We start from the raw sequence: 20,242 nt of genomic DNA, 5'->3' as shown, positions 1-20,242 counted from the left end.
GATAAGCTTATGATAAAAAAACAAGCTATTGCAGGAACAGTAGAATCTTCTGATGTTCAAATCATTATTGACCAAAATCCCAATAAAGGAATTGAAATTGAGCTAAATAGCTCAGTCGCAAAACAATTTGGTAGAAGAATACGCGAGGTTATTGAGGAAACACTAGAGAATTTAGAAATCCATGACGCTAAGTTGGTTGTTGAAGACAAAGGTGCGCTTGATTGTACGATCAAAGCTAGAACGATTGCAGTTGTTCATCGCGCAGCAGAAACGACAAAAGCGATTGATTGGGAGGCGATTGAAGAATGGAACGTTTAAGAAGAACGATGATGTTTGTACCGGCAAGTAATGCTGGGATGTTGAGAGATGCTTATATTTATGGAGCAGACTCCATCATGTTTGATTTAGAAGATTCAATTTCATTGAAGGAAAAAGATACTTCTCGTTTCTTAGTCTATCAGGCAGTAAAAACAATTGACTATGGAAAAACAGAGACAGTAGTGCGTATTAACGGATTAGACGCAGGTGGACGTGACGATATAGAAGCTTTAGTCCGTGCTGGCATTGACGTGATTCGTTTACCAAAAACAGAAACGGCGCAAGATATTCTTGATGTTGAGTCAGTAATTGAAGCAGTTGAGAAAAAAGCTGGTAGAGAAATTGGATCTACTAAAATGATGGCAGCAATTGAAAGTGCGGAAGGTGTTTTGAATGCGGTTGAGATTGCTAAAGCTAGTGAACGCCTGATTGGTATTGCATTAGGTGCAGAAGATTATGTAACAAATATGCACACAAAACGCTCACCTGAAGGACAAGAATTGTTTTTTGCTAGAAGTATGATTTTACATGCAGCTCGTAATGCTGGAATTGCCGCATTAGATACCGTTTATTCAGATGTAAATAATGAAGAGGGTTTACGTCATGAAGTTGAAGTCATTAAACAATTAGGATTTGATGGAAAGTCAGTAATTAATCCTCGCCAAATACCAATTGTTAACAGTGTTTTTGCACCAAACGAAAGTGAAATAGAAAATGCACTGAATGTGATTCGTGCCATTGAAGAAGCAGAGGAAAAAGGTTCTGGCGTTATTGCATTGAACGGAAAAATGATTGATAAGCCAATTGTTGAACGTGCAGAACGCGTTTTAAACTTGGCAGAAGCAGCAGGATTGATTAAGAGAGGAGCTCAAGAATAATGGCAGAGAATAAAATTGGAAGACAGATTCCAGAATCAGTGGTTAATAAACGCTATGGTACATTCTCAGGCGCAAGCATCAAAGAAGATACATACCAAAGGGCATCAGCTGAAGTGGCACCAGTTTCTCCCGGAAGTAACAAGTTATTAAGTTCTGTTCGAGAAGCAATTGAGAAAACAGGCTTAAAAGATGGGATGACAATTTCATTTCATCACCATTTTCGTGAAGGAGATGCTGTGATTAATCTAGTCATGGAAGAAATAGCAAAAATGGGCATTAAGAATTTGTCTATTGCTCCGAGTTCCATTGCAAACGTGCATGAACCTTTGATTGATCACATTAAAAATGGCGTTGTAACCCATATTACTTCTAGTGGATTAAGGGATAATCTAGGTGCAGCTATTTCCAGAGGGTTGATGAATGAGCCAGTGATCATTCGTTCACATGGCGGTCGTGCAAGAGCCATTGAAGCTGGTGATATTCACATTGATGTAGCTTTTATAGGAGCTCCTAGTTCAGATGATTATGGAAACGTCAATGGTTCACACGGCAAGGCAACATGTGGCTCGTTAGGATATGCGCAAGTTGATGCAAAATATGCTGACAAAGTTGTGGTAATCACAGATAACTTAGTGCCTTATCCAAACACACCAATCAGTATTCCTCAAACGCAAGTCGATTACGTAGTAGAAATTGATTCAATCGGAAATCCTGATGGAATTGCTAAAGGTGCAACACGTGTTACAAAAAATCCAAAGGACCTATTGATTGCGCAAAATGCAAATAAAGTTATCACTCATTCTCCGTACTTTAAAAATGGTTTTTCTTTCCAAACAGGTACTGGAGGAGCTGCTCTTGCCGTTGCACGCTTTTTACGTCAAGATATGTTGAAAAAAAATATTAAGGCTAGTTTTGCTTTAGGCGGAATTACTCAGCAAATGGTTGAAATGTTGAATGAAGGATTAGTAGAGAAAATTATTGATGTCCAATCTTTTGACAAAGGTTCAGCACGATCAATTAAAGAAAATGAACAACATTACGAAATTTCAGCTGACTTCTATGCTTCGGCGGGAACGAAAGGACCAGCAGTTAATAAGTTGGATATCGTTATTCTTTCTGCGTTAGAAATTGATACAAACTTTAACGTAAATGTGCTAACTGGTTCAGACGGTGTCATTCGTGGTGCATCTGGAGGTCACTGCGACACAGCTGCGGCTTCTAAAATGAGTATCATTGTTACACCTCTTATTCGTGGGAGAATTCCTTCTGTAGTAGATAAAGTTAATACTGTTGTCACACCAGGTGAAAGTGTTGATGTAGTAGTAACAGAAGTTGGAATTTGTATTAATCCACTAAGAAAAGATTTAATGGATATATTTAAAAATATTCCAGTCCCGCAATTTACAATCGAAGAATTAAAAGAAAAAGCTTATGCCGTAGTTGGAACGCCAGACCCAATTGAATATGAAGACAAAGTAGTTGCGGTTGTTGAGTACCGTGATGGCAGTATCATCGATGTTGTTCAGAAGGTAAAGGAATAACACTAAAGCATATTTCAAAATCGAAAAATGATAAAAATAAATTTTTAAAAGGAGAAAGCGATGGTAGCAAAAGCGAAAAAAAATACGTTAGAAGTGGCAGACTCAAATAAAAGATATTTTGGTTTGTCTCTGCCAGTTCTAATCGGAGTGTCCATAGTTGTGTTAGTAGCAGCCTATACAGGAGCTTTATCAGCTGACTTGCCCGGAACATTTGCTTTAATGTTTGTCATTGGTATCATTTTCAATGAAATTGGAGAACGTATCCCAATATGGAATAGTTATATTGGGGGCGGTATTGTATTAGCCTATTTAGGAACAGCAGCTCTAGTATACTTTAACCTCATTCCTCAGCAATATGTGGACTCCATTAATTTGATTACAGGAGACATGGACTTTTTAACCTTTTTCATCGCTATGCTGATTACTGGTTCAATTTTGGGGTTGAATAGCCAATTGTTAGTTAAATCTATTGTTCGTTATTTACCTGCTATTTTAGGAGGCGTTGCAGGAGCAGCGATTTTAGGAATTATTGGTGGCTTAGTAGTTGGCGTTTCTCCTTCAAATGCTATGATTAGCTACGTTTTACCAATCATGGGCGGAGGGAATGGCGCTGGCGCTATTCCGCTAAGTCAAATGTATGAAAAAGTAACGGGCAGCCCTTCAGCCGATTACTATACGTTTGCTATTGCTATTTTAACGATTGCCAATATTTTTGCTATTATTGCTGGTGGTATTTTAAATAAAATTGGAGAATCTAAGAAAAATCTTACGGGTAATAAGTCCAATTTAATGAGAAAAGCAGATGAAATAGAAGAAAAAGAAGAAAAAGCTTCGCTATCAATGAAAGATTATGGTGGAGCAATGGTTTTAGGTTTATCTTTTTACGCATTAGCCAGATTGTTCGGTGAATACTTATTGCCAACAATCGGTGGAATTGCGATTCACTCATTCGCGTATATGATTGTTTTTGTTGCTTTAGCTAATGCGTTTGGTTTAATACCAAACGATACTCGGCAAGCTAGCCAAGCTATGCAATCTTTCTTTACAAAAACGATGGTCATTGTGATTATGGTAGGAGTGGGAGTAGATACTGACTTAAGTGAATTGTTTGCAGCTATTACCTTCGGAAATGTTTTAATGGCATTACTCATTGTGATTGGTGCGATTTTAGGTTCAGCTATTGTCGGATGGCTCGTTGGATTTTACCCAATTGATTCAGCTGTGACAGCTGGTTTGTGTATGGCAAACAGAGGAGGTTCCGGTGACATCGCTGTACTTGGTGCTGCAGATAGAATGGGATTGGTTTCATACGCTCAACTATCTTCACGGCTCGGCGGAGGTATGGTATTAGTGATTGGTAGTTTGATTTTTGGATTGTTCCTATAGATATTAAAAAATTGATATCGCTTTATTATCTTGTTTATGCTTTCAAAGATAGAAATAAGTTAACCATAAAATCATTTATAAAAGTAAAACAGAGATAATTCAAAATTTACTTTTCGCTTAATGAGCCAAAGTCGATTTTGTAACTGGTTAAAAATTTATTTGTATTTTGTCAAGGCGCTGAGATGTATATCCCAGCCCTTTGTCTTTTATTGGAAGAAATGTTTGTAGAACGGAAGTGAAAAGATTGAACGAAAGAAAAGAAGTTAAATTTACAGAAACTGTATTAAGAGATGCGCATCAAAGTTTAATGGCTACACGCTTAAAGACGGAAGAGATGTTGCCTATTTTAGAGAAAATGGATGCAGCAGGTTATCATGCTTTGGAGTGTTGGGGTGGCGCTACTTTTGATGCTGCTATTCGTTTTTTAAACGAAGATCCTTGGGAAAGACTGAGAGAAATAAAAAAGAGCGTGAAGAATACGAAGCTACAAATGCTTTTACGTGGACAAAATCTTTTAGGTTACCGTCATTACGCAGATGATATCGTTGATAAGTTTATTGAAAAAGCTATTGAAAATGGTATTGATATTATTCGTGTTTTTGATGCTTTAAATGATCCACGAAATATGGAAGCATGTGTAAAAGCTACTAAAAAATATGGCGGACATGCTCAATTGGCTATTTGTTATACAATAAGCCCGGTTCATACGATTCAGTATTATAAAGAGTTAACTAAAACATTAGATCAGTTAGGTGCAGATTCAATTTGTATCAAAGATATGGCAGGTATTTTAACGCCAGCTGTAGTGAAAAAATTGATCCCTGCATTGAAAGAAGTGACTTCGTTACCGATAGAAGTGCACACACATGCCACAAGCGGCATATCGGAAATGACCTATTTAACAGCTGTTCAAGTAGGGGCAGATTTGATTGATACAGCAATTTCACCTTTTTCAGGAGGAACAAGTCAACCCGCTACCGAGTCCTTAAGTATTGTTTTGAATGAGCTTGGTTATCATACTCACTTGAAAGAAGAAACGTTAGAAGAAATTGCAGACTACTTTAAGCCAATTAAAGAACATTATTTAAAAGAAAATATTTTAAACCCTAAAATGATGACAGTTGATCCAAAAGCTTTAATTTATCAAGTGCCAGGAGGGATGCTATCTAATTTATATGCACAATTGATGCAAGCAAAGGCTGAAGAACGTTATGAAGAAGTTCTAAGAGAAGTACCTAAGGTGAGAGAAGATTTAGGGTTCCCTCCATTGGTTACGCCTATGAGTCAAATGGTGGGTACACAAGCTGTGTTTAATGTCTTGTCTGGAGAACGATACAAAATGATTCCAAATGAGATCAAAGATTATGTTCGTGGCTCATATGGAAAGCCACCAGCACCTATCAGTGAAACGATCAAACAAAAAATTATCGGAAATGAAGAGGTGTTGACTGGTAGACCAGCAGATTTATTGAAACCAGAATTTGAAAAGCAAAAAGCCGAAGTAAATAAGATAGCTAAGAGCGACGAAGATGTTTTGATCTATGCCATGTTCCCACAATTAGGTGAACATTTTTTAGAAAAAAAATACCAGCCTAAGTCAGCACCAAGCTCAGAAGCAGTTCGGATTAACGCGATTTTATAAGGAGGAGCAGAATGACAAATATTAGTTTATTAAAAGGAATAAATATTTCAGTTACATCTATTGTAATGGTCTTTCTGGTGCTTCTAGGATTGCAACTGATTTTAACTTCATTCAAATATATTTTCAGAGAAGAAAAAGAAAAGTTAACAAAAACAGAGAATGCGCCTATCCAAACAAAAAAAGATAGCTTAGAAGAAGATGAAGAAACCAAGATGGTCGCTGCTCTAACTGCTTTGATTTTAGCTAATGAAGACCAGCAAGACAAACACTACCAAGTAACCTCGATAAAACGTGTGAAATAAAAGGAGTTCAATAGAATGAAATCTTATGAAATTACAGTGAATGAAAAAGTATACCAAGTATCAGTAGAAGAAATAGATGCAAATAGCTTTAAGGCACATCAACAAACTTCGTCTACAGTTACTCCTGAAGAGCCGCCTATGCAGCAAAAAACCGCTGCTTCCACGGCTTCTAGCGGTACATTAGTTACAGCTCCTATGCCTGGAAATATTATCAAAGTAAGTGTTCAAGTAGGAGAAGCCGTAAAAGCCGGACAAGTCTTATGCGTATTAGAAGCAATGAAAATGGAAAACGAAATCGTAGCTCCTGAAGATGGAACCATCAGCGAAGTGAATATATCAAAAGGAGCATCCGTTGAGGCTGGCGACACGCTAGTCAAACTATAATGTTATACAAGGAGTTAATACGATGATTGAAGCAATAAAAGATACGTTGATAAATTCAGGATTTGCTAGTTTATCTTATAAACATGTTATTATGATTGTCATTGCTTGTACATTCTTATATCTAGCTATCAAAAAAGGGTATGAGCCCTATTTACTGATTCCGATTGCCTTTGGTATGCTATTAGTCAATCTGCCAATAGCAGGATTGATGACTCCACCAGTTGATGGAAATAACGGTGGTTTATTGTACTATTTATATCAAGGAACAAATTTAGGCATTTATCCTCCTTTGATTTTTCTTTGTTTAGGTGCAAGCACTGATTTTGGTCCGTTAATTGCCAATCCAAAAACTTTATTACTAGGTGGAGCTGCTCAAATTGGAATCTTTATTGCTTTCTTTGGAGCATTGGCCTTAGGGATGACGGGTCCTGAAGCAGCTTCTGTCGGTATTATTGGAGGTGCAGATGGCCCAACTGCTATTTTCTTAACTAGTCAGTTGGCTCCTCACCTGCTTTCAAGTATTGCGTTAGCAGCTTACTCTTACATGGCATTGGTACCAATTATTCAACCACCCATTATGAAGTTACTAACAACTAAAAAAGAACGTGAAATTAAGATGGAACAATTAAGACCAGTGTCTCAGAAAGAAAAAATTCTTTTTCCTATTGTTGTTACTATCTTTGTCATTTTATTATTACCGTCAGCGGCACCGCTAATCGGAATGCTGATGCTTGGTAATCTAATTAAAGAAAGCGGGCAAGTACCTAAAATTACAGATACTCTTCAAAACGCTTTAATGTATACGATCACGATTTTATTAGGGGTTACTGTTGGAGCAAAAGCTGAAGCGGATATTTTTCTATCTATTCAGACAGCCAAAATTATCATTTTAGGTTTGGTTGCCTTTGCTGTTGGAACAGCAGGAGGTGTTTTGATGGGTAAGTTAATGTGTAAGTTGACGAACGGTAAAGTTAATCCAATGATTGGCGCAGCTGGCGTATCAGCTGTACCGATGTCAGCACGTGTTGTTCAAAAAGAAGGAGCAAAGGCAAACCCATCGAACTTTCTGTTAATGCATGCTATGGGACCAAATGTAGCAGGTGTGATTGGTTCAGCAGTAGCAGCCGGCGTATTATTACAATTTTTTAGCTAATAAAACTAAAGAAAAAAGGAGTTGCAAAATGGACCTTTTTAATTCAGGAAAACATGTTTCTTTAGAAGAAGTATTAGAAAATCGAGAAAAAAGAGCCTTCTTTCAACAAAAATTACTTGAAAGATATTCGGGTTCCTTAGTTTCATTTAATTGTAATATACCTGGCCCTATTAAGAATAATCCAATGATAAAACAGATTTTTGATGTTGGAAAATCGGCATTAATGATCAAATTGCGAGAAAACAAAGTCAACGTTTTAATGTCTAAAGAATGGGATAATGTAACTGGCCCAGAACTTTTTTTAGTCGCAGACATACGTCCAAGTAAATTGAAAAAGCTGACTGTTCAAATTGAAGAAACGACTTTAGGAAGATTATTTGATATGGATGTTCTTTTTAAAGAAACTACTGAACAAATTAGATCTGTCAATCGTCAAGAACTAGGTCTGCCTGTAAGAAAGTGTTTTGTATGTGAAGATGAAGCTAAAAATTGCGGGCGTAGCCGCAAACATTCGCTAGAAGAGATATTCCATTCGATTAACAAGATGTTAGAACAGGAAGAGACCGTATTGTACTAGATGGAATAGATTGAACCTTAACGTCTTGTAGCAGTCAGAAAGGCTTTTCTATTTCTAGAGAATAGTATTTTTGAATAGAATGAAACTTATCATAAACAACTCTTTTTTTATTGACTTCTCATCAAGTCAAGTTATGAAAGGGTTGTTTATTTTTTAGTAGCAAAAAAATGAATTTTAATGATAAGAGAGAAGACACGCAGACTCCTGCGGGAACAGCGGACCAGGTGAGACCCCGCAGAACGAAACGACAGTGTAGATCGAGGAGGCTCGCGGTTCGCCCGCGGAAAGCGAAGTGTCTTCTCCCTATATCAAATAAAATATTCCCTAAATAAAGTATGTGAATGGATAGTTAAGTGTAAGCAAAAGAAAAAATTCGTAAATTGATTGTAATTATAGTAAAATGCTTATATATAGTAAGGGGTCTTTTGTGCTTTTTGTATAAAGGAAAAAAGAAAAAAGGAGCATACACATGAAAAAAGGGTTATTTCTTTCTGCAATACTACTTGCTTTTTTAAGCGCTTGTGGGAACGAAAATGAAAAAGAGAACGGCTCTGGAAACGATCAGTCAGAAAAACAAGTTTTGAAAATCGATGCTTCTGGCGAGATGGATTCAATGGATACAACAGTTTCGACAACAAATTTCGGCCCTATGAATAATGTCTTTGAAGGATTGATGACGTATGACTTGAACGGCGATCTTGTGCCTGCTGATGCAGCAGAAGAGCCAGAGGTTTCAGCAGATGGCTTGACTTATACCTTCAAGATCCGCGAAGATGCTCAGTGGTCAAATGGAACTCCGGTCACAGCTCAAGACTATGTTTACGCTTGGAGACGCATGGTTGATCCTGAAAGTGCAGCAGGCTATGCTTACATGTTTACAGGTATCCTGAAAAATGCCGAAGCGATCAACAATGGCGAAGAAGAAGTTGAAACATTAGGTGCAGAAGCCATTGACGATAAAACGCTGAAAGTTACCTTAGAGAAGCCTACACCTTATTTCTTAGAAGTGTTGACCATCCCAGGTTATTTCCCGCAAAATGAAGACTATGTAACTGAGCAGGGTGATGAATATGGACTGAATGCCGATAATGTCATTTATAATGGTCCGTTTGAACTTTCTGATTGGAATTCTGCAGCTGGCGATTCTTGGAAGTATGTCAAAAATGACGCTTACTGGGACAAATCTACCGTTCAATTAGACGAAATTGATGTACAAGTGATCAAAGATGTGGGCACGGGAATCAATTTGTACGAATCAGGCGACTTGGACACGATCCAAATCACAGGCAACTTTGTGACGCAATATAAAGATAATCCTGACTTCAAAACATATGACAGAGCTTGGATTTATTATGTAGAAATGAACCAAGATATACCAGAATTGAAGAATGAAAATATTCGTAAAGCTTTGACGATGTCGATCGACCGCGCTTCATTTACAGAAAATGTTTTGCAAAATGGTTCTCAGCCGATCGCCGGTCATGTGCCGTCAGGTTTAGCCAAAAATCCTGATACAGGCGCTGATTTCCGTGAAGAAGCAGGCGAAGTGATTCCATATGACGTTGAGGAAGCCAAAGACGCTTGGGAAAAAGGCTTGGATGAATTGGGAACAGATAATATCTCTTTTGAATTGATCACATCAGATGATGAAGAAAGCCGTCAGTTGGCAGAATACATCCAAAGTGAATGGCAAAAGAACTTGTCAGGATTGACGATCTCGATTCGCCAAATGCCAGATAACTCGAGACTGGATAATGTGAAAAAAGGCAATTATCAGTTAGCGACAACTTACTGGTTGGCTGACTTTGCTGATCCGATCAACTTTTTAGAACGTTTTGACACAGAAATCAATCGTGGCAACTATTCTTTTGCAGACATTGATAAATTAGTAGAGCAAAGCAACACGCAATATGATGATGCTTTGGCAAGATGGCAAACCATGATGGAGATTGAAAAAACTGCGTTGAGCGAACATCATGTGGATGCACCAATTTATCAAACCGCGGATGCTTATCTTGAAAAGCCTTATGTCAAAGACATTCATCGTCCGACATTCGGCAGCACCAGCTATAAATATGCTTCAATCGATTCAGAACAAAAATAATAAGTAAATTGGCTCCTTTTAAGGTGGTTAGAGCGATCAGCAAGACCTGCTCTATTAAAAGGAGCCTTTTATCAATTTTTGAACAACTGATTTATTAAATTGCATCTCCTATAGAAAATCATATATTTTGAATAAAATAAGAAAGGTGTGGCATATTGAGAGTAGAAATAAGACGAGAGGACGAGCAGATATGATGAATAAAAAGAAGAACTATAGAGCGTATATGATCTCTGTCATCATCTGTGTGCTCTTTACAGCATGGGGCACATTGCCAGAGAGTTTAATAGGGAAATTTTCTTTAAATCGAGTTGCCAACTACTTACAAGGAGTCATTTCAACAGAATTTGGCTGGCTGTACATTTTGCTGATGGTCGCCATACTAATGATCGTTATTTTTTTATTATTTTCCAAATATGGCGATATCAAACTCGGCAAGCCGGACGACGAGCCGCAGTTCAATTATATTTCTTGGATCGCGATGCTATTTAGTGCAGGTATGGGAATCGGGCTTGTCTTTTGGGGAGCTTCTGAACCGATCATACATTTGCACGACCCAGCAGTCCCTTCAACAGATATGATGAAGAACGCACGGGAATCAATGACGTATACTTTCTTCCACTGGGGATTGCAACCATGGGCTTTATACGCGTTCATTGCCTTGATTATTGCTTACACGACTTTCCGCAAAGGGAAACCGGCTTTGATCAGTGAAAGTGTGACACCTTTATTTAAGGAGAAACGACGTGAAACAGTTGCAACGGTTGTGAATGTGATTGCCATTATTGCGACTGCCTTTGGGGTGGCGACTTCATTGGGATTAGGTGCGCAACAAATCACAGGTGGGTTGAACTTTTTAAATAGCAATATTCCGAACTCATTTTGGTCACAGTTTATTGTCGTGGTCGTTGTAACGATTTTGTACCTGATCAGTTCCACCAGCGGCTTGGATAAAGGGGTCAAGATCCTCAGCAATGCCAACATCGTTTTGGCGGTCCTATTAATGTTAGCTGTTTTAGTTATTGGTCCGACATCTTACTTAATGGACTTGTTTGTACAAAGTATCGGAAATTACATTCAATCGCTGCCGTCTATCAGTTTTCGCTTGGCTCCTTTCGATGTAGGAAATCGACGCTGGATCAATGAATGGACGCTCTTCTATTGGTCTTGGTGGATTTCTTGGGCACCTTATGTTTCTTCCTTTATCGCCCGCATTTCAAAAGGCAGAACCATCAAGGAATTTATCGGTGGTGTTTTGATCGTACCGACACTGTTTACATTCCTATGGTTTTCCGTCTTTGGCGGCACGGGTATTTGGCAAGAATTATTCAACAATAGCAACCTGATTCAAACGATTGCTGAAAAAGGGGAAGAAACGGGGTTATTTGCAATGTTAGCCAACTATGGCAGTTTAGGTAAGATCATCATGGGAATCGCTATCTTATTGATTTCAACATTCTTTATTACTTCTGCCGACTCAGCCACCTATGTACTGGCGATGTTTAGTACAAACGGCAGCCTAGCGCCAACGCAAAACATCAAAGTTATCTGGGGAATTCTCCAATCAAGTATTGCCGTTATTCTGTTATATGCTGGAGGGTTAGAGTCCTTACAAGCAGTAGCTGTCTTGGCTTCCTTCCCATTCTTATTCGTGATCATTTTGATGGGGGTCAATTTCTTCAAATGGCTGGTCGCTGAGAAAGCAGATTAAAAGGCATTTCATTTGTTTTCACTTTTTTGGTATGGCATAGTGAACGTATAAAAAAAGAAAGGAAGGATTCACATGGCTGATGCAAGAGAAGAAGCGTTAAAGGTAATTGAAAAAAATAATATCGGTGTTCTATCAACGATTTCTGGAGATAAACCCGTTTCCCGCTATATGACTTTCTTTAATGAAGGCTTTATGCTCTATACACTTACGGACAAACGCACAGAAAAAGTAGAAGACATTGAACAAAATCCTAATACCTTTATTTTACTTGGCTATGAAGAAGGTTTGCTCAACAAAAACTTCGTAGAGATCGAAGGAAAAGTTTCTACAACAGAAGATCAATCGCTGATCGATCACTTGTGGAGTTCATATATGAACTTGATTTTTGATGGCAAAGATGATCCGAATATTTTGATCCTAGAAATTAAGCCGGAAAAGGTCAGCTTGCGTGGTACTAAGAATAATGAAGTAACTGCTGTAGACTTGACGTAATGTCAAGAAACAGAGAAGAAACGACACAAATAAAAAAGAGGCAGCAGGAGCGAAAAAACGCTCTTGCTGTCTCTTTTTGGGTTCTTCCTCTTTTAACGTTGGTAAAGAAATTTCCTACAGTCAATGGGCTGCTGATGGAAAGCCATGAGAACACATTGAGCCGAAAATCACGTCTCAATGCTTGCAAGCTTCAAACTTAGTGTAATGGCTAAAGCCTAACACTAAGTGATTCACATTGCATCTTTTTTCATGGCTATCAGTAGCCCTATGCGCCTCCTGAAATTTATAGAAATAGGATTCCAACGAGTTTAGCATTAAAAAAGTTGATATTTTACAGACCAACGTTAAATATTGTAGAATCTCTTTTTGTTCTTAATCTTTCTAGTACCTCTGACGTTTACTTTGGACCACAGGCTCTTATTATTCAATTACATTGAGCAAAGTAGTTCTAGAACAAGGCAGTCAAATGGAACAAGGCATCAGCTTTCATTTTCTCCATTTGGCTGTCCTTCAGCCATTGATATTCCCCAGCCGGTCCAGGCACTCAAGAGAGAAAACAGCGGCGACAATAAGCTGAAGAAAGCAAATGGCAAGTAGGCAAGTGTAGGCACATCAAATGTGCTGGCAACAAAGCTGCCGGCAATGCCCCAAGGTACCAGATAATTGATCACAGTACCGCCATCTTCTAAAGTCCGGCTCAAAACGGTCAAGTCGACACCATTATCTTTGTAAATCTTTTTGAAGGCATTCCCAGGCAGAATGACTGAAAGGAATTGTTCGCCGATGAATAAGTTGACACCGATCGAAGTAAGGAGAGTGGCAGTCACGACTCCGGAAATAGAACGAATTTTTTTAGATAACAAGGACATCACCGTCGTAATAAGACCGGTTTCCATTAATAATCCGCCCAACGAAAGCGTCAAAATGATCAAAGATACAGTCGGCATCATACTTTCAATACCGCCGCGGGAGAGCAGCAAGTCGATCTGCTGATGACCGGTAGTTGACACATATCCTGATTCCAAAGCAGTAGCGATATCCGAAACAGACGTGTTTTGATTTTGGAAAAGGATGAATAAAATAGCCACGCCGATATTGATCAAGATCGTCATAATGGCAGGGATTTTTTTCCAAGCACAAACAAACATCAAGAAAAGCGGCACCAAGGCAAACAGAGAAATAGAAAAGTTGTTTTCTAATACTTGGACAACTTCGGAAATCTCTACTAGTTGCATGGATTGGCTGGTCATGCCCAAAATGGAAAACAGCACTAAAGAAACGAGGAAAGCCGGAATGGTTGACCATAGCAAATGTTGAATGTGTTTAAATAAATCTACTTCTGCGATAGCAGCGGCCAAGTTGGTCGATTCCGAAAGAGGCGACATTTTATCGCCAAAAACGGCTCCAGAAGCAATTGCTCCCACAATGAGCGGCGGATGGATTCCTAAGGTGATCCCAATTCCAAAAAAAGCAATGCCGATGGTAGACATGACGGTAAAGGCACTGCCGACTGCGCTGCCAACAATGGCGCAAGCGATAAACACAGAAGGAACGAACCATTTCACGCTGATGATCTTAAAGCCATAGACCATCAAAGTAGGAATGATTCCTGCTTGGATCCAGATGGCAATCAGGGCACCCACTAAAATAAAAATAAAAATAGGAATGATCCCTGGCTTGATGCCATTAATGATGCCTTCATGAAGCTGTTCAAATGGAATCTTTTTGATGGCCGCATAGATCATAATGACCGCAATAGCAAATAGGATAGCGATCGGAGGCGAAAGTTGCAAAACAACGACCCCTAAAGCGATGCTGAATACAGTGATGCTGAGTACAATCGTTGCTTCTGTGATGCTGGGTTGATTTTTCTGATTCATGTTTTTTTCTCCTTTTGATTGTTTTTTATAAAATCAAAAGAGAGAAGATAACGAACGATCCCGCCGCATTTCATCTTGGTTTCTCCTTTCCTTTTGGTGAAATAAAAATAACATCCGCCCTCAGCTAAAAACAGCTAAGGACGAATGTTATTCGTGGTACCACCTTAATTCAAAAACAATGACTTGTTTTCCTCTTTCTCAATATGAAGTTGTTACTTTATCGTGTAATTCAGCAAATAAACTGTGGTCGATTTACAGCAGCCATCGACTTTCTGAGCAGGGAATTTATTGCCTACTGGGCGATAAAGGCACAGCCTTGCTTTCACTGTGCAAATGGAAAAAATAAATTGCTTTCATTGTAGTAAGTTTTACCGAAAAAAGCAAGCTTTTCATTTGAAAAGCTCATATTCAGTTTTTTTGATTCTTTTTTATTTTATATGGTTAGGGTTATTTTAATCTGATTCAACACGATTTGCGTTTTTTAAAAGATGGAAAGGTTGTATTCATAACAGTTATCATATAATATAAATGTATAGAAAGCGATTTCAAAAAGAGGAGGGATAACAGATGAACCTGTTTGTTTTTTGGAAAATGAGTATGAACAGATTGTCGCAGGATAACCAAAGAAAGACAAAACACAAAAAAATATACCCATTAGTCCTCTTGATGCTGAGCGTTATTCTGCTCTACTTCTTGTCACTAGGTATACTCTCTCCCTAATTGAATGATCTAAGGAAGGCTAGCTATTCCATTTCAAGATGGATGTGAACCTTCATTTTTTTTGGCTTCTTTCCTAGCTTCAAGCTTGTTTCTTTGTAGTGTACCTGATAAACTAAAGAAGTGATATGTATAATCTTATTTATTAAAAGTATAGGTTATAAAAGTGTAATCAAAAGAAAGAAGGGGACATATGGAACATAAAAAAATGAATGCCTTTCCAAAGTCGTTCTTATGGGGCTCTGCTTCAGCGGCTTATCAAGTTGAGGGCGCTTGGGATGAGGATCAAAAAGGCGTATCAGTTTGGGATGAGTTTGTTAATATTCCTGGAAAAACCTTTAAAGGAACCACTGGAGAAGTGGCAGTAGACCATTATCACCGTTATAAGGAAGACGTAGCATTGATGGCGGAACAAGGATTGAAAGCTTATCGTTTTTCTATTGCTTGGACGCGCATCATTCCTGATGGCGATGGTGAGATCAACGAAGCAGGCTTGAAGTTTTATGAAAACTTGATCGATGAACTGTTGGCCCATCATATTGAACCGGTTGTAACGCTTTATCATTGGGATTTGCCTAAAGCTTTGCAAGACAAATACAAAGGTTGGGAATCTCGTCAAATCGTAGCTGACTTTACGCGTTACGCAGAGGTTTTATTTGACCGGTTTAGAGGAAAAGTAAAATTCTGGGTCACGTTGAATGAGCAAAATGTCTTTATTTCACATGGTTATTTGCAAGGCTCGCATCCGCCAGATGTTCAAGATCCAAAACGGATGTATCAAGCTAACCACTATGCTAACTTGGCTAATGCTGCTGCTATCAAGAAGTTTAGAGAAATGGAAATGGACGGATTGATCGGTCCGAGCTTTGCTTACTCACCAACATACGCGATCGATTCTAACCCGGTCAATGTACTGGCAGCCGATGACCACGAAGAGTTGCAAGCCAACTTCTGGATGGATGTTTATGTATATGGCCGCTATCCAAAAGTCATTTGGAAATGGTTGGAAGATCAAGGAATCGCTCCAGAGGTGGAAGCAGATGATTTTGTCCTCTTAAGAGAAGGCAAACCTGACTTTATGGGCGTCAACTATTATCAAACGTCCACCGTTTCTGCCAATCCATTGAATGGCGTAGGGATGGGGAAACCGAATACCACTGGTGAAAAAGGTAGTTCAGAAGCTAATGGTGTACCAGGCATTTTCAAAGACGAACAAAATCCATTTGTTGAACGGACAAACTGGGATTGGGAAATCGATCCAACTGGCATGCGAATCGCTTTGCGTCGAATCACCAGCCGTTATGATTTACCAGTGTTGATCACTGAAAATGGCTTAGGCGAATACGATACTTTAGAAGAAGATGGTGCCATTCACGATGCTTATCGTATTGACTATTTGAAACAACACGTAGAAGCGATCCAAGAAGCCATCACAGATGGTGTGGAAGTATTAGGTTACTGCACATGGAGCTATACTGATTTGTTAAGCTGGTTGAACGGTTATCAAAAACGTTATGGTTTTGTTTATGTTGACCGCGATGAGCTAGATGAAAAAGAATTAAAACGCTACAAAAAAGATTCTTACTACTGGTACCAAAAAGTGATTGAAAGCAACGGCGAAAATTTAGGATAAGAATCGTTAAGAAAGAAGCAAGTTCAACCAGAGCCTTGCTTCTTTTTTATTGTGCTAGGGGAAGATAGGCAAGGACGAAACAAATATAGCCAACTTGGATGCTGTATTATATTTGAGTTTGTAAATAAGTGGAGTTATTAACCAACTCGATGACGGCATTGTATTTGAGCTGGTCGTCAACCACGCTATACATGAAAAAACCGATTAATTGGAAAGGATCTCTCAATCAATCGGTTTTTATCAATTTGATGAATTATCTGTCGCCATTGAAGATAGAGTTTTTCACGATCACGTAATCGACTTTGCGGATCGATTCAACGTCGCGTCCGCCAGCATATGAAATTGATGATTGCAGATCTTGCTGCATTTCAGTCAATGTGTCTTCGATGCTGCCTTTGTGTTCAAGCAAAATCTTTTTGCCTTCCACGTTTTTACGTTCGCCTTTTTGGTATTCAGAAGCACTACCGAAGTATTCTTTATACTTCTTGCCGTCTTTTTCAATGGTTTTACCTGGAGATTCTTCGTGTCCAGCAAATAGAGAACCAATCATCACCATGGAAGCGCCGAAACGAATCGACTTAGCAATGTCGCCGTGGTCGCGTACACCACCGTCAGCGATCAAAGGCTTACGTGCCGCTTTTGAGCACCAGCGCAAAGCTGATAACTGCCAGCCGCCTGTACCAAAGCCAGTTTTTAATTTCGTGATGCAGACTTTACCTGGACCAACGCCAACTTTAGTAGCATCGGCACCGGCGTTTTCTAATTCACGAACAGCTTCAGGCGTAGCCACATTCCCAGCAATGACAAAGGCCTCTGGTAATTGTTTTTTAATGTGTTGGATCATATCGATCACCGATTGTGAATGACCATGAGCGATATCGATTGTGATATATTCAGGCAATAGGTTCTTTTCAGCTAATGTATTGACAAAGTCATATTCTTTTTCTTTTACGCCGACACTGATGGAAGCGAACAAGCCTTTTTCATGCATTTTTTGTACAAATGGCAAACGACTTTCTTCGTCGAAGCGATGCATAATGTAAAAGTAACCATCTGCAGCTAATTTTTCCGCCAGTTCCTCATCAATAACGGTTTGCATATTTGCAGGGACAACAGGCATTTTGAACGTACGATCACCAAAAGCCATATGTGTGTCGCATTCTGAGCGGCTTCTAACAATACTCTTATTTGGGATCAACTGTACGTCTTCATAATCAAAAATTCTCATTTTTCCTCATTCCCCTTTATCGAAAATCATTCTTTTTCATTTAAGTGTTCTTATCTAAAAAACGAACTTTAACGATTAATGTTCCTATTAAAATTCGCACCTATGCTAATTTACACTATAAATAAGATTTTGTCAAAGTAAAAAAAGAGAATATTCCAAACAATTTACGTTTATTAAAAAGTTTGTTGTTATCTCATTTAAAAAGGTCATTAATAAATGTAAAGCGCTTAAATTTTTGCAGGATAGAAATCTTTTTATCTTCTCGAGAGAAACAAGCTAAGATGATCGAATTTTCTGTTATTTTTGTTACAATAAGGTCAATCGCAAAACGAACAAGGAGGAGTAAAATGGCAAAACAAAAGAGGATCTTAGTCATCGTAGGTCCCAGCGGCAGCGGCAAATCAACTGTCAGCCGAATGTTGGCTGAAAGAGGTATCCCAAGATTGATCACCTCAACAACTAGACCGCCTCGAGATGGTGAAAGAGATGGGGTAGATTATTACTTCAAGACGGTGGATCAAATGAAAGAAGAGCCTTTTATTGAACAAACCTTTTATGCCAAAAATGTGTACGGCTTAACGGTCAAGGAAGTCGAAGAAAAACTGGCCAAATATGATACCGTACAAGTTACTTTGGATAAGAATGGCGTTAGTGCTTTGAGAGAACAGTTTCCTCAAGAAACCAAAGTCATTTTTTTCCAAATCACGGAGCAGGAAATGATTGAGCGAATGAAAAAAAGAGGCGACAATTTAGAAGCTATTCAGTCACGTATTGCTTTTGGACAATCAACGAAAGAACTGGAACCTGTAAAAGGTGCAGATCTGGTCGTTTCAAAAGGGAGCCCCGAAGATATTACATCGCAAATTTTAGGGATATTCAATAAATGATATTATTTTTGAATACGGATAAAAAAATTTCTTTTTAAGTGTGTTTGCCCCAAATGGACTGCAATCAGGTGCTTTGTAATAAAATGGGATTAAATGCACCACAGTTAGCATGATGCAAAAAAGCTGCTCCAACAGTAGACCGTCAAAGTCTTGTTGCAGCAGCTTTTTTGATTCGAGCTTTCGGTTATTTTATGTAGAAGGCAAGATCTTTAGCAAACGCAGACCAATATTATATTGCAGCAGTTCTTCAGGGATAAAATGCTGCAGTTGCTGCGGATCCGACGATTTTAAAAACAGCTGGAAAATGCCAATATCTGCATAGGTATAGAACTGATTGGATTTTCCGAACAATTCAATGGCTCTTTGGATCTCTCGTGCTTGATTGTAAAGTTTTGGCAAGTCGAATAAGGTTCCCGGCATACTGATGCTGCCATTGATCTTCAAGTCTTCCATCTTTGTTACTTTTTTGCTGAGCAGCAATGCTTTTTCTAAATCATTTTTTTAATTTACTTCTTCTTTTGTTTGTTCAACGGTCAAAATGATTTTATCTTTCCGTGCCAAATAAGTAAAATGCAGTTGTTTCCTAGATAACTGCTCGAGAAAGCAGGTGCGGAACTGGAACAATCTCTTTTGAGCCGTCGTCAACTCAGCTGCAATGTCTTTGAAAGTAAAGGAGACGACTTGGTAAGCCGCTGTTGGCTTTAACTTTAAAATCGCGGCTTTCTGCAAAAGTTCTTCCCGATTTTCAGTGCGATCGTTCAGCAAATCAGAGAGAATCTCATTGCGATAAGTAAGGTCGTTTTGCGTCAACGCATAACGCTTCAACAGCTCCATTTGCAAAAAGCTGATGGCATTTTCGATGGCCATATAATCTTCATCAGCCGTCAACTGTTTCTGTTCGTGAATGATCAATTGGTAAGGAATCGCATTCAAATTAGGAATTGCATCGGTCAGAAGAGTAGAAGTAGATGTAGTCTAAATACTAGACAGAACCGCCGCTGCATGCTAATTGGGGTGGGAAGCACGTTCATTTTAGCAAAGGAGTATACGCAAACTTCAATTTAACGCTCGTAGATGACTGTGATATTATTGTAGGTGATCACGTGATGTTTGGCCCAAATATTACTGTTTCTGCAGGCACGCATCCCATTCATCCAGAGTTAAGAAGCAAACAGGCGCAATATAATGTGCCCGTCCATATAGGAAATAATGTCTGGATCGGAGCCCATGCCGTTCTGCTTCCTGGCGTCAAAATAGGAGAGAACACCGTTATTGGTGCCGGCAGTGTCGTCACAAAAGATCTTCCGGACAATGTGATCGCTGTTGGAAACCCCTGCAGAGTAATAAGAGAAATCAATGAAGAGGATAGACGTTATTACCATAAAAAGATGGAAATCGATATAGAATAAACA

At 38.8% G+C, this 20,242-nt stretch carries 18 protein-coding genes and 1 pseudogene; 15 read left to right on the top strand and 4 right to left on the bottom strand.

The annotated features are described in order from the left end of the window. Positions 1 to 9 precede the first annotated feature (9 nt). The 12 genes from citD (at position 10) to BM057_RS04305 (ending at position 12,485) form a co-directional block, all read left to right on the top strand. A complete protein-coding gene (citD, locus tag BM057_RS04360; protein ID WP_092091833.1) occupies positions 10 to 318 on the top strand; it encodes a citrate lyase acyl carrier protein in 309 nt (102 codons plus the stop codon). After that, positions 306 to 1,196: a citrate (pro-3S)-lyase subunit beta gene (citE, locus tag BM057_RS04355; protein WP_092091747.1), complete on the top strand. Its 891-nt coding sequence runs from the start codon at positions 306 to 308 to the stop codon at positions 1,194 to 1,196. Before citD ends, citE begins: the two co-directional genes overlap by 13 nt. Continuing rightward, on the top strand, positions 1,196 to 2,737 hold the full coding sequence (gene citF, locus BM057_RS04350) for a citrate lyase subunit alpha (RefSeq protein ID WP_092091745.1): 1,542 nt from the start codon (positions 1,196 to 1,198) through the stop codon (positions 2,735 to 2,737). Before citE ends, citF begins: the two co-directional genes overlap by 1 nt. A 60-nt stretch (positions 2,738 to 2,797) precedes the next feature. Continuing rightward, positions 2,798 to 4,123, top strand: coding sequence for a 2-hydroxycarboxylate transporter family protein (locus BM057_RS04345; RefSeq protein ID WP_092091743.1), 1,326 nt, complete (start codon positions 2,798 to 2,800; stop codon positions 4,121 to 4,123). A 244-nt stretch (positions 4,124 to 4,367) separates the two neighbouring features. Then, positions 4,368 to 5,765 carry an oxaloacetate decarboxylase subunit alpha gene (locus BM057_RS04340; RefSeq protein WP_092091741.1) on the top strand — a complete coding sequence of 466 codons (1,398 nt, stop codon included), beginning with the start codon at positions 4,368 to 4,370 and terminating at the stop codon, positions 5,763 to 5,765. An 11-nt stretch (positions 5,766 to 5,776) separates the two neighbouring features. Next, positions 5,777 to 6,067 (top strand): OadG family transporter subunit, encoded by a 291-nt coding sequence (locus tag BM057_RS04335; protein WP_047390228.1) that lies wholly within the window; start codon positions 5,777 to 5,779, stop codon positions 6,065 to 6,067. 15 nt (positions 6,068 to 6,082) lie between these two features. Then, the gene (locus BM057_RS04330) at positions 6,083 to 6,451 is read left to right on the top strand and encodes a biotin/lipoyl-containing protein (RefSeq protein WP_047390227.1); all 369 of its coding nucleotides are present in this window, start codon (positions 6,083 to 6,085) and stop codon (positions 6,449 to 6,451) included. A 22-nt stretch (positions 6,452 to 6,473) separates the two neighbouring features. Continuing rightward, positions 6,474 to 7,604 carry a sodium ion-translocating decarboxylase subunit beta gene (locus tag BM057_RS04325; RefSeq protein WP_092091739.1) on the top strand — a complete coding sequence of 377 codons (1,131 nt, stop codon included), beginning with the start codon at positions 6,474 to 6,476 and terminating at the stop codon, positions 7,602 to 7,604. Positions 7,605 to 7,632: 28 nt separating this feature from the next. Beyond that, complete coding sequence (gene citX, locus BM057_RS04320) at positions 7,633 to 8,181, top strand: citrate lyase holo-[acyl-carrier protein] synthase (RefSeq protein ID WP_047390225.1); 549 nt, start codon at positions 7,633 to 7,635, stop codon at positions 8,179 to 8,181. Between the two features lie 469 nt (positions 8,182 to 8,650). Next, on the top strand, positions 8,651 to 10,285 hold the full coding sequence (locus tag BM057_RS04315; RefSeq protein ID WP_092091737.1) for a peptide ABC transporter substrate-binding protein: 1,635 nt from the start codon (positions 8,651 to 8,653) through the stop codon (positions 10,283 to 10,285). Between the two features lie 190 nt (positions 10,286 to 10,475). After that, positions 10,476 to 11,993: a BCCT family transporter gene (locus BM057_RS04310; RefSeq protein WP_092091735.1), complete on the top strand. Its 1,518-nt coding sequence runs from the start codon at positions 10,476 to 10,478 to the stop codon at positions 11,991 to 11,993. A 72-nt stretch (positions 11,994 to 12,065) separates the two neighbouring features. Next, entirely contained in the window at positions 12,066 to 12,485 is a 420-nt protein-coding gene (locus tag BM057_RS04305; RefSeq protein ID WP_047390222.1) for a pyridoxamine 5'-phosphate oxidase family protein, read from the top strand. 479 nt (positions 12,486 to 12,964) lie between these two features. On the opposite strand, the gene nhaC is transcribed toward BM057_RS04305, so the two are convergent. Beyond that, positions 12,965 to 14,365: a Na+/H+ antiporter NhaC gene (gene nhaC, locus BM057_RS04295; RefSeq protein WP_092091731.1), complete on the bottom strand. Its 1,401-nt coding sequence runs from the start codon at positions 14,363 to 14,365 to the stop codon at positions 12,965 to 12,967. Between the two features lie 910 nt (positions 14,366 to 15,275). On the opposite strand from nhaC, the gene BM057_RS04290 reads away from it, so the two are divergent. Continuing rightward, positions 15,276 to 16,715, top strand: coding sequence for a glycoside hydrolase family 1 protein (locus BM057_RS04290; RefSeq protein ID WP_092091729.1), 1,440 nt, complete (start codon positions 15,276 to 15,278; stop codon positions 16,713 to 16,715). Between the two features lie 253 nt (positions 16,716 to 16,968). On the opposite strand, the gene guaC is transcribed toward BM057_RS04290, so the two are convergent. Continuing rightward, positions 16,969 to 17,943, bottom strand: coding sequence for a GMP reductase (gene guaC / locus BM057_RS04285; protein WP_092091727.1), 975 nt, complete (start codon positions 17,941 to 17,943; stop codon positions 16,969 to 16,971). 347 nt (positions 17,944 to 18,290) lie between these two features. Between guaC and BM057_RS04280 the strand changes: the two genes are divergently transcribed. Then, positions 18,291 to 18,830, top strand: coding sequence for a guanylate kinase (locus BM057_RS04280; protein ID WP_177186174.1), 540 nt, complete (start codon positions 18,291 to 18,293; stop codon positions 18,828 to 18,830). Between the two features lie 189 nt (positions 18,831 to 19,019). On the opposite strand, the gene BM057_RS04275 is transcribed toward BM057_RS04280, so the two are convergent. Both BM057_RS04275 and BM057_RS04270 read right to left on the bottom strand, forming a co-directional pair. Beyond that, a complete protein-coding gene (locus BM057_RS04275; protein ID WP_143074472.1) occupies positions 19,020 to 19,283 on the bottom strand; it encodes a hypothetical protein in 264 nt (87 codons plus the stop codon). A 48-nt stretch (positions 19,284 to 19,331) separates the two neighbouring features. Next, positions 19,332 to 19,763, bottom strand: coding sequence for a hypothetical protein (locus BM057_RS04270; RefSeq protein ID WP_092091721.1), 432 nt, complete (start codon positions 19,761 to 19,763; stop codon positions 19,332 to 19,334). Positions 19,764 to 19,819: 56 nt separating this feature from the next. Between BM057_RS04270 and BM057_RS04265 the strand changes: the two are divergent. Beyond that, positions 19,820 to 20,239: pseudogene (locus BM057_RS04265) on the top strand (sugar O-acetyltransferase); the annotation flags it as partial. Between the last annotated feature and the right edge of the window lie 3 nt (positions 20,240 to 20,242).

It is taken from the genome of Pisciglobus halotolerans, assembly GCF_900113675.1.
Taxonomy (GTDB): Bacteria; Bacillota; Bacilli; order Lactobacillales; family Carnobacteriaceae; genus Pisciglobus; species Pisciglobus halotolerans.
Note: the sequence above shows the minus strand (reverse complement) of the source record. Positions and strands in the feature narration are given on the sequence as shown.